Origin of the sequence: Desulfovibrio ferrophilus (assembly GCF_003966735.1) — a bacterium.
GTDB classification, from domain to species: domain Bacteria; phylum Desulfobacterota; class Desulfovibrionia; order Desulfovibrionales; family Desulfovibrionaceae; genus Desulfovibrio_Q; species Desulfovibrio_Q ferrophilus.
In genome coordinates, this window is sequence record NZ_AP017378.1 from 660,001 (window position 1) to 662,500 (window position 2,500).

A 2,500-nucleotide genomic window follows, 5' to 3' on the forward strand; every position below is an offset into this window, starting at 1 on the left:
CTCCTTAGCGACCGATAGTGAACCAGTACCGTGAGGGAAAGGTGAAAAGTACCCCTGTTAGGGGAGTGAAATAGTACCTGAAACCAGTTGCCTACAAGCAGTGGGAGCGGACTTGTTCCGTGACCGCGTGCCTTTTGCATAATGGGCCAGCGAGTTAATCTACCGTGCAAGGTTAAGCCGTAAGGTGTAGCCGTAGCGAAAGCGAGTCTGAATAGGGCGATCAGTACGTTGGATTAGACCCGAAGCCGGGTGATCTATCCATGAGCAGGCTGAAGCTTGAGTAAAATCAAGTGGAGGGCCGAACCGTTGTAAGTTGAAAATTGCTCGGATGACTTGTGGATAGGGGTGAAAGGCCAATCAAACCCGGTGATAGCTGGTTCTCTCCGAAATATATTGAGGTATAGCCTCAGGAGTTGACTGACGGAGGTAGAGCACTGAAAGGGCTAGGGGGCTTACCCGCTTACCAACCCCTATCAAACTCCGAATGCCGTTAGTTTCATCCTGGGAGTCAGACTATGGGTGCGAAGGTCCATGGTCGAAAGGGAAACAGCCCAGACCGTCGGCTAAGGTCTCGAAGTGTATGCTCAGTGGGAAAGGAAGTGAAATCGTTTAGACAGCCAGGAGGTTGGCTTAGAAGCAGCCATCCTTTAAAGAAAGCGTAATAGCTCACTGGTCTAATGATTTCGCGCCGAAAATGTAACGGGGCTAAGCATACCACCGAAGCCACGGGTGCGTAGTTTTACTACGCGCGGTAGGAGAGCGTTCTCATTTGGGATGAAGGTAGTCCGTGAGGCCTGCTGGACTAATGAGAAGTGAACATGCTGGCATGAGTAACGATAAAAAGGGTGAGAAACCCTTTCGCCGTAAACCCAAGGTTTTCTGGGTAAAGATAATCTGCCCAGAGTTAGTCGGCCCCTAAGGCGAGGCTGAAAAGCGTAGTCGATGGGAAACAGGTTAATATTCCTGTACCTTATAGAGTGTGCGATGGAGGGACGCAGGAGGATAGATGGTCCAGCTGTTGGAATAGCTGGTGTAAGCGTGTAGGCTTGAGAGCTAGGTAAATCCGGTTCTCTTTAAGGCCAAGGCGCGATGCCGAGACATTTATGTTGAAGCCATTGATTCCATGCTGCCAAGAAAAGCTTCTAAGTTTAGCTCTATGAGACCGTACCGTAAACCGACTCAGGTGGGTGGGGTGAGTAACCCAAGGCGTTTGAGAGAACTCTGGCTAAGGAACTCGGCAAAATGACCCCGTAAGTTCGCGAGAAGGGGTGCTCCGATTGGTGACCCATTTACTTGGATAGCTGATTGGAGCCGCAGAGAAATGGCGGGGGCGACTGTTTACTAAAAACATAGGACTCTGCGAAGTCGTAAGACGACGTATAGGGTCTGACGCCTGCCCGGTGCCGGAAGGTTAAGAGGTGGGGTTAGGGTTCGCCCGAAGCTCTGAATCGAAGCCCCGGTAAACGGCGGCCGTAACTATAACGGTCCTAAGGTAGCGAAATTCCTTGTCGGGTAAGTTCCGACCTGCACGAATGGCGTAACGATCTCCGCACTGTCTCGGCCAGAGACTCAGTGAAATTGAATTGGCGGTGAAGATGCCGTCTACCCGCAGAAAGACGGAAAGACCCTGTGCACCTTTACTACAGCTTGACATTGGTTTTTGGGCTATCATGTGTAGGATAGGTGGGAGACTTTGAAGCCGGTACGCCAGTATTGGTGGAGTCACCCTTGAAATACCACCCTTGATAGTCTAGGAGTCTAATCCCAACCCGTAATCCGGGTGGGAGACAGTGTCTGGTGGGTAGTTTGACTGGGGCGGTCGCCTCCCAAAGAGTAACGGAGGCGCGCAAAGGTTCCCTCAGGCTGATTGGAAACCAGCCGTTGAGTGCAAAGGCATAAGGGAGCTTGACTGTGAGAGAGACATCTCGAGCAGGTACGAAAGTAGGTCTTAGTGATCCGGTGGTTCCGAATGGAAGGGCCATCGCTCATCGGATAAAAGGTACGCCGGGGATAACAGGCTGATCGCGTCCAAGAGTTCACATCGACGACGCGGTTTGGCACCTCGATGTCGGCTCATCACATCCTGGGGCTGGAGCAGGTCCCAAGGGTACGGCTGTTCGCCGTTTAAAGTGGTACGCGAGCTGGGTTTAAAACGTCGTGAGACAGTTTGGTCCCTATCTTCTGTGGGCGTAAGAGACTTGAGAAGGGTTGCCCCTAGTACGAGAGGACCGGGGTGAACGAACCTCTGGTGTTCCTGTTGTCGTGCCAACGGCATCGCAGGGTAGCTATGTTCGGAAAGGATAACCGCTGAAAGCATCTAAGCGGGAAGCCTGCTTCAAGATTAGGTCTCTCTGACGCAAGTCCTAAAGACCCGTTGAAGACTACAACGTTGATAGGCCGGATGTGTAAGTGCAGCAATGTATTCAGCAAACCGGTACTAATAGGTCGTGAGTCTTAACTCCTTTACTATAGAACAACTACATCCTTCCTTATTAACTAA

General features: G+C 51.4%; 1 rRNA gene (cut by a window edge). It reads left to right on the forward strand.

Annotated features, from left to right (window positions below):
• Window positions 1-2,462, forward strand: a 23S ribosomal RNA gene (locus EL361_RS03050) (it extends 476 nt beyond the left edge of the window).
• Window positions 2,463-2,500: the final 38 nt, after the last annotated feature.